This is a genomic window from Microcystis sp. Msp_OC_L_20101000_S702, assembly GCF_007095705.1.
In the GTDB taxonomy this organism is placed as follows: domain Bacteria; phylum Cyanobacteriota; class Cyanobacteriia; order Cyanobacteriales; family Microcystaceae; genus Microcystis; species Microcystis ichthyoblabe_A.
This window is the reverse complement of sequence record NZ_SFBO01000214.1, coordinates 1-6,501: the sequence shown is the minus strand read 5'-3', so window position 1 is coordinate 6,501 and position 6,501 is coordinate 1. Positions and strand designations below refer to the sequence as shown.

General features: G+C 42.6%; 6 protein-coding genes and 1 pseudogene. All 7 read left to right on the top strand.

Going from position 1 to position 6,501, the window contains the following annotated elements; all coding sequences use genetic code 11:
* Nucleotides 1-44 precede the first annotated feature (44 nt).
* The 7 genes and pseudogenes from EWV60_RS21845 to clpB all read left to right on the top strand — a co-directional run bounded on the left by EWV60_RS21845 (nucleotide 45) and on the right by clpB (nucleotide 6,102).
* Entirely contained in the window at nucleotides 45-431 is a 387-nt protein-coding gene (locus tag EWV60_RS21845) for a Pepco domain-containing protein (protein ID WP_069474594.1), read from the top strand.
* Nucleotides 431-1,960, top strand: coding sequence for a GUN4 domain-containing protein (locus tag EWV60_RS21840; protein ID WP_287234715.1), 1,530 nt, complete (start codon nucleotides 431-433; stop codon nucleotides 1,958-1,960). Before EWV60_RS21845 ends, EWV60_RS21840 begins: the two co-directional genes overlap by 1 nt.
* Before the next feature lie 44 nt (nucleotides 1,961-2,004).
* Nucleotides 2,005-2,217, top strand: a complete 213-nt coding sequence (locus EWV60_RS21835) for a RelB antitoxin-like protein (RefSeq protein ID WP_002743287.1) — start codon at nucleotides 2,005-2,007, stop codon at nucleotides 2,215-2,217.
* On the top strand, nucleotides 2,204-2,476 hold the full coding sequence (locus EWV60_RS21830) for a type II toxin-antitoxin system RelE family toxin (protein ID WP_287234712.1): 273 nt from the start codon (nucleotides 2,204-2,206) through the stop codon (nucleotides 2,474-2,476). The genes EWV60_RS21835 and EWV60_RS21830 overlap by 14 nt, the downstream gene beginning before the upstream one ends.
* A gap of 81 nt (nucleotides 2,477-2,557) precedes the next feature.
* Nucleotides 2,558-2,767, top strand: coding sequence for a DUF6887 family protein (locus EWV60_RS21825; protein ID WP_002734197.1), 210 nt, complete (start codon nucleotides 2,558-2,560; stop codon nucleotides 2,765-2,767).
* A gap of 265 nt (nucleotides 2,768-3,032) precedes the next feature.
* Nucleotides 3,033-3,182: pseudogene (locus EWV60_RS23480) on the top strand (ssr2422 family thylakoid membrane protein); the annotation flags it as partial.
* Between the two features lie 301 nt (nucleotides 3,183-3,483).
* Entirely contained in the window at nucleotides 3,484-6,102 is a 2,619-nt protein-coding gene (gene clpB, locus EWV60_RS21820) for an ATP-dependent chaperone ClpB (RefSeq protein ID WP_069474593.1), read from the top strand.
* The last annotated feature ends 399 nt before the right edge of the window (nucleotides 6,103-6,501 follow it).

The following is a 6,501-nucleotide window of genomic DNA, read 5'->3' as shown; positions in this document are numbered from 1 at the left end:
ACTAGAATAATAAAGGAGAACCATTGCCGAAAAACGAGAGCGCTATGCCAGAAGAAACCATTTGGATTATCACCGCAGAAGATACCCCCGTCACCCCCGATAAAGATGCGAAAGGAAACGACACCTATGACAATCCCTGGGACACGAGGAAAATTATCACCGAAGCTGCGACTCGCGGCGTAAAAGTGAGCATAGAGAAGCTAGAGACAGAACTCTCCCATTTTCTCCAGCTTATCGGCAAAGTCTTCAATCAAGCACAGAAACAGGTCAACCAACAAACCGGTTTTAAACTCGATGAAGTAGAGCTTTGCGTAGAGATTACCGGAGAAGGTGAAGTAAAATTGTTAGGGACGGGGATTAAGACTGGCACCAAAGGCGGATTAACCTTAAAATTCAAGCGAGACGAGAAAAATACACCGACTGCAGACTAATGGCGAACTGGGGATTATTTATCGGGATAAATCAATACAAACGCTTGAAACCGCTCAAATGTGCCAAGCAGGACGCGGTAGAGATGGCGCGTTATTGTCGTGACGAAATTAATTTTGACGAAGTTTTCCTGTTTACCGATGAGTCTGACCCAATAACCGCGCCGAATGGTTCCCAACAGGAGACGAAACCGACGTACACAAACCTAATGGCTTTCCTGCAAGACTTTTTCGAGTCGCAACGCTTAGAAACCGGCGATAATTTCTGGTTTTTCTTCAGTGGTCACGGATTACGCCATCAGGGACAGGATTATCTCGTTCCCAGCGAGGGACACCCAACCTTAATCGAACAGACGACCATTTCCCTCAATTACGTTACCCAACGTTTACGGAGATGCGGTGCAGATAATATCATTCTCTTTCTCGATGCCTGTCGCAACGAGAACGACTTTAGCAATAAATCCGTAGGCTGGCAAAAGCAACAGGGAGTGATAACCATCGCTTCCTGTAGTCCGACGGAGGAATCCTACGAAATTCCCGAACTACAACAGGGTTCCTTTACCTATTCACTTCTAGAGGCTTTACGAATCCAAGGAGAAAATAACTGCGCTACAGTAGAAAGACTCTGTAATCGTCTCCGCGAAAGGATTCCAGAAATCAACCGACAATACAACAAACCCCCGCAAACCCTCCATTCTATTGTCGAACCGCATTATAAAAATCATCTGATTCTGTTACCGAAACAGGCAAAGACTCCCGATATAGAGTTATTGCGAGTGGAAGCTTTAGAGTTGGAAGTGGAGGGAAAGCTAGAGGAAGCGCGACAGTTGATGAGACGAGTTCTGGCTTTGGATACAACCAGACCTAAATACTGGCAAGATTACGACAGAATTAATCGAAAATTAACACAACAACCCGTCCCACCTTCCCCTAAAACGGAACCGATAAATGGCGAGTCGGCGAAAACGATAACAGAAACCCCGAAACCCGCAGCACCGCCAGAAATCGAACTAAAAAGCGAGAAAGGAATCGATTACAGGAAGCTACGGGATTTACTGGAACAACAGCAATGGAAGAAAGCGGACGAGGAAACAAGAGTCGTGATGCTACAGGTAGCCAATCGCAGGTCAGAAGGATGGCTACGGGTAGAAGATATCGATAATTTCTCCTGCGAGGATTTGCGAACCATTGACCAATTATGGGTTAAATATAGTAGCGGTCGTTTTGGTTTTTCCGTGCAGGCGAAAATCTACCGCGAACTCGGTGGGACGCGGGAGTATAATGAAAGAGTTTGGAACGCTTTCGGAGATAGGGTAGGCTGGCGAGTGAATAATAGCTGGATATACAGGGGAAGGGATGTTACTTTTGACCTAAAAGCACCCCATGGACACCTCCCTGGGTGGGGATTGGGTGATTGGGAGATTTGGGGGGATTTGGGGGTATTATGGAGATTTTGGAGATTTGGTGAGGGGATTAAGGGCACTTGGGGATTCTCTTCTCTCGCGTCGAGACTTGTAAAATGTAACATATAAAGGTAACAGCCAATTTTTAAGAATTGTATCGGAGGGAAAACCAAATGCTAGAAATTAACAAAAGCTATGTATTAGACAAAGATCAAAAGCCGATTGCCGTTCAAATTCCCATTGCTGAATTTGAAAAAATCGAAGAAATCCTAGAGGATTACGGACTAGGAAAACTCATCGAAGAAGTTGAAAATGATCAAATCTTAGACAAAGAAAAAGCCTTACAATATTTAGAATTGCTTAAAAATAAAAATGTGGAAGGTTGAATACAACAAGAGATTTTTAAAAGAATTAGCCTCTTTGCCAAAAGACATACAATCTCGTATTGAGTTGATCGTATTTTCCGAGTTAGAAACCGATAATGCTTTTGAATTAGGCTATCTGGATAAAATGAAAGGACATAAAGATAAATATAAAATTAGAGTTGCAGATTATAGGATTGGCCTGACTATTGATAAACCCAATCAAACCATCATCTGTCAACGAGTCGCACATCGTAGAGAAATTTACAAAACTTTTCCTTGATAGAAAAATACCGCTATCTTTATCTGTCAATTGCTTTCTAATCATTTTAATCGATGAACAGGGAAATTGGAACTTTGAATTATGAAAAAATCACCTTCGGAAATGACTAACGCAGAACTCCGTCAGTATCTTTCGGAACATCGAAACGAAGAAGCTATTTTTAGTGAAGCACTAGAAGTATTATTAAGCCGAAAAAAAGACGGGTTTAACTATCCCGCACCTCAAACGATGTCCTATAAAGAAATAGAAACGATTTTCAAGGAAAAATTAAATCAAATAATTGAGGAATAGAAATCGTGCGTTATGCGATTATTATCGAAAAATTGCGATCGCCGATTTTGTAGGGTGCTTTAACGTAGTGTAACGCACCGCTAACTTTAATCATCGTGGGTTATCAATCAAGATAGATTATGATCTGAAATAGCAAACAGTACAAACCCTTGAATTTCCCATGACATTGACAACTGAGGATACTCAAGACAACCAACAACAGATACTCACTGAGTTACGAGAATTAAAAAAGTAACTTGAGCAATTTAACTAAAAATTCGATAACTATCAAAAAGCTACACAATGGGTAGTTCAGTTAGCATTTAGCTTAATTGCAGCCGCTACTGTAACTGTGATTGTCTCAACTGTGCTAGGTAATACTAAATCCGTTGAGTATAGGCTACATATCAGGATAGGCAAGAGGAGGAATAAATAATCAGTCTTTAATAACCGGATTTAGTAAGTACCTAAGCAAAATTAATTATGCAAGAACTCTAGTAATCAGTGGACATCTTCAATAATTAAGATTTTAGCTTGGTTGAGAGTTTGAACATTTGTACTAAAATTTCCAAGACGCAGTTTAAATCCCTGACAGCTTATAAACTTGAAACTTTAGCCGCTTAAATCGCACCATTGAGGGGAAATCCCCCTTAACTAGGTACGGTAAGCCCCTAGGAGCCGACGAACTGGTCAATCTAGAATAATCTCTAGAGTATAAAAGTAATCTCTTATAGAAAATGCAGCCAACCAATCCACAACAATTTACAGAAAAAGCTTGGGAGGCAATCGTCAAAACGCCGGACATTGCCAAACAGAACAGCCAGCAACAAATCGAAAGCGAACATCTAATGAAAGCCCTTCTTGAACAGGAGGGATTAGCGGGCAGTGTCTTTAGTAAAGCTAATATTAGTCTAGCCCGTTTGCGGGATCGAACCGATGACTTTATCCGTCGTCAACCGAAAATCTCTAACCCCGGCGACTCGATTTATTTAGGTCGTAGTTTAGATAGTTTACTCGATCGAGCAGAAAATTATCGCCGAGAATTTGGAGATGACTTTATCTCGATCGAGCATTTAATTTTAGGTTACGCTAAAGATGATCGCTTCGGGAAAAATATTTTTCAAGAATTCGGACTTACTGAAAACAAACTCAAAGAAATTATTCAACAAGTCAGAGGTAGTCAAAAAGTGACCGATCAGAATCCAGAAGGCAAATACGAAGCCCTAGAAAAATACGGACGGGATCTAACCCAATTGGCACGGGAAGGTAAATTAGACCCAGTAATTGGACGGGATGACGAAATCCGTCGCACGATTCAAATTCTCTCGCGTCGGACTAAAAATAACCCAGTTTTAATCGGGGAACCGGGAGTAGGAAAAACCGCCATTGTCGAAGGATTAGCCCAGCGGATTATTAACCGTGATGTACCAGAATCTCTTTTAGATCGGACTCTCATTTCTCTTGATTTAGGCGGCTTAATTGCGGGAGCAAAATATCGCGGAGAGTTTGAGGAAAGATTAAAAGCTGTCCTCAAGGAAGTCACCGATTCCCAAGGCAATATCATCATGTTTATTGACGAAATTCATACCGTTGTCGGTGCGGGAGCCACTCAAGGGGCAATGGATGCGGGCAATTTATTAAAACCAATGTTAGCCCGGGGTGAATTGCGTTGTATTGGGGCCACTACCCTCGATGAATACCGCAAATATATCGAAAAAGATGCGGCGTTAGAAAGACGCTTCCAAGAGGTTTTAGTAGATGAACCAAATGTGGTCGATACTATTTCGATTCTTCGCGGTCTTAAAGAACGTTATGAGGTGCATCATGGCGTAAAAATTGCTGATAATGCTTTAGTAGCAGCGGCACTGCTTTCTAATCGTTATATTAGCGATCGCTTTTTGCCCGATAAGGCCATTGATTTAGTTGATGAAGCGGCGGCCAAATTGAAAATGGAAATCACTTCTAAACCGGAAGAACTCGATGAAATTGATCGCAAAATTCTCCAGTTAGAAATGGAAAGACTTTCCCTACAACGGGAGTACGATCCAGCTTCGCGAGAACGGTTAGAAAAGTTAGAAAAAGAACTGGCTAACCTCAAGGAAGAACAATCGGGATTAAATGCCCAATGGCAAGGAGAAAAAGAGATTATCGATAGAGTTCGTGGAGTTAAAGAAGCGATCGAACAAGTTAATCTAGAAATTCAACAGGCCGAACGAGATTATGACTATAATCGTGCCGCCGAATTAAAGTTCGGAAAATTAACCGATCTGCAGCGGCAAATGTCCGCCCTAGAAACCCAATTGGCCGACAAACAAACCACTGGTAAAAGTTTATTAAGGGAAGAAGTTCTCGAATCGGATATCGCCGAAATTATCTCGAAATGGACGGGAATTCCTCTCAATAAATTAATCGAATCGGAAAAAGAAAAACTCCTCAATCTGGAAGACGAATTACACGAAAGTGTCATCGGTCAAGAGGAAGCAGTCACAGCCGTAGCCGAAGCGATTCAACGTTCCCGCGCTGGTTTATCAGATCCCAACCGTCCCACGGCCAGCTTTATTTTTCTCGGTCCGACGGGTGTTGGTAAGACAGAATTAGCGAAAGCTCTAGCACGCAATCTCTTTGACACGGAAGAGGCTCTAGTTCGCATCGATATGTCGGAATACATGGAAAAACACAGCGTTTCCCGTCTCATGGGTGCGCCTCCGGGATACGTCGGCTACGATGAAGGAGGCCAATTAACCGAGGCAATCCGGCGTCGTCCCTACTCTGTCATCCTCTTTGATGAGATTGAAAAAGCCCATCCCGACGTTTTTAACGTTATGTTACAAATCCTTGACGATGGGCGCTTAACCGACTCTCAAGGTCATCTAGTTGATTTCAAAAATACCATCATTATTATGACCAGTAATATCGGTTCTCAATACATTTTAGACGTGGCTGGTGATGAGTCTCGTTACGAGGAAATGCAGGCACGAGTGATGGAAGCAATGCGGAATAGTTTCCGTCCCGAATTCCTCAATCGTATCGATGAAACGATCATTTTCCATAGTTTACAAAAAGCGCAACTGCGATCGATTGTCAAACTACAGACAGCCAATCTCAGCGATCGCTTGATGGAACAAAAATTAGCCCTGAAACTTGCCGATATTGCCCTCGATTATCTAGCAGAAATTGGTTACGATCCAGTGTACGGTGCGCGACCCCTAAAACGGGCAGTACAAAGATATGTGGAAACTCCGATCGCTAAGGCAATTCTGCGCGGCGAATTTAAAGGGGGAGACACGATTTTTGTCGATGTGGCCGATGAAAGATTGACCTTTAAACGGTTAGCTTCCCCGGTAGTAACTGCTTAATTAAGTAGGGTTGGCTGAAAATTACTAGAAGCCTTACTAGAAAACGGTTTTGGGACTTTTTTAGTCAAAAAAGTCCCAGAGACAAACGTTGAGAAATCGATCCGAGGGACTTTAAAACCTTGCACTTTCCGGAGGCGAACGCAAAGCGCTCGCCAGATGAAATTGAGAAACTAAGCCACGAAACTACCATTTTGCCAACTGTGTGGCTCCTAAATTCCCCCTGGGGACTTTTTCAGCAAACCCTAGATCGTGATATTGGCCTCTTTCAGTTTACAGGCAGCGATCATCGGAAATTTTGGGTCTGAAACCCCGCCGTTCTAGGTTGGCTTTACGTTAGAATTAAAAGGCCAGTCTCGAAAACCAAGTGGACGGCGCAGCACCTTGAAAACTCGGCTTAGG

Excerpts from the sequence above, each read along its gene's own strand:
- EWV60_RS21845 (WP_069474594.1), top strand. The coding sequence starts at position 45 with ATGCCAGAAGAAACCATTTGGATTATCACCGCAGAAGATACCCCCGTC.
- EWV60_RS21840 (WP_287234715.1), top strand. The coding sequence starts at position 431 with ATGGCGAACTGGGGATTATTTATCGGGATAAATCAATACAAACGCTTG.
- EWV60_RS21835 (WP_002743287.1), top strand. The coding sequence starts at position 2,005 with ATGCTAGAAATTAACAAAAGCTATGTATTAGACAAAGATCAAAAGCCG.
- EWV60_RS21830 (WP_287234712.1), top strand. The coding sequence starts at position 2,204 with ATGTGGAAGGTTGAATACAACAAGAGATTTTTAAAAGAATTAGCCTCT.
- EWV60_RS21825 (WP_002734197.1), top strand. The coding sequence starts at position 2,558 with ATGAAAAAATCACCTTCGGAAATGACTAACGCAGAACTCCGTCAGTAT.
- clpB (WP_069474593.1), top strand. The coding sequence starts at position 3,484 with ATGCAGCCAACCAATCCACAACAATTTACAGAAAAAGCTTGGGAGGCA.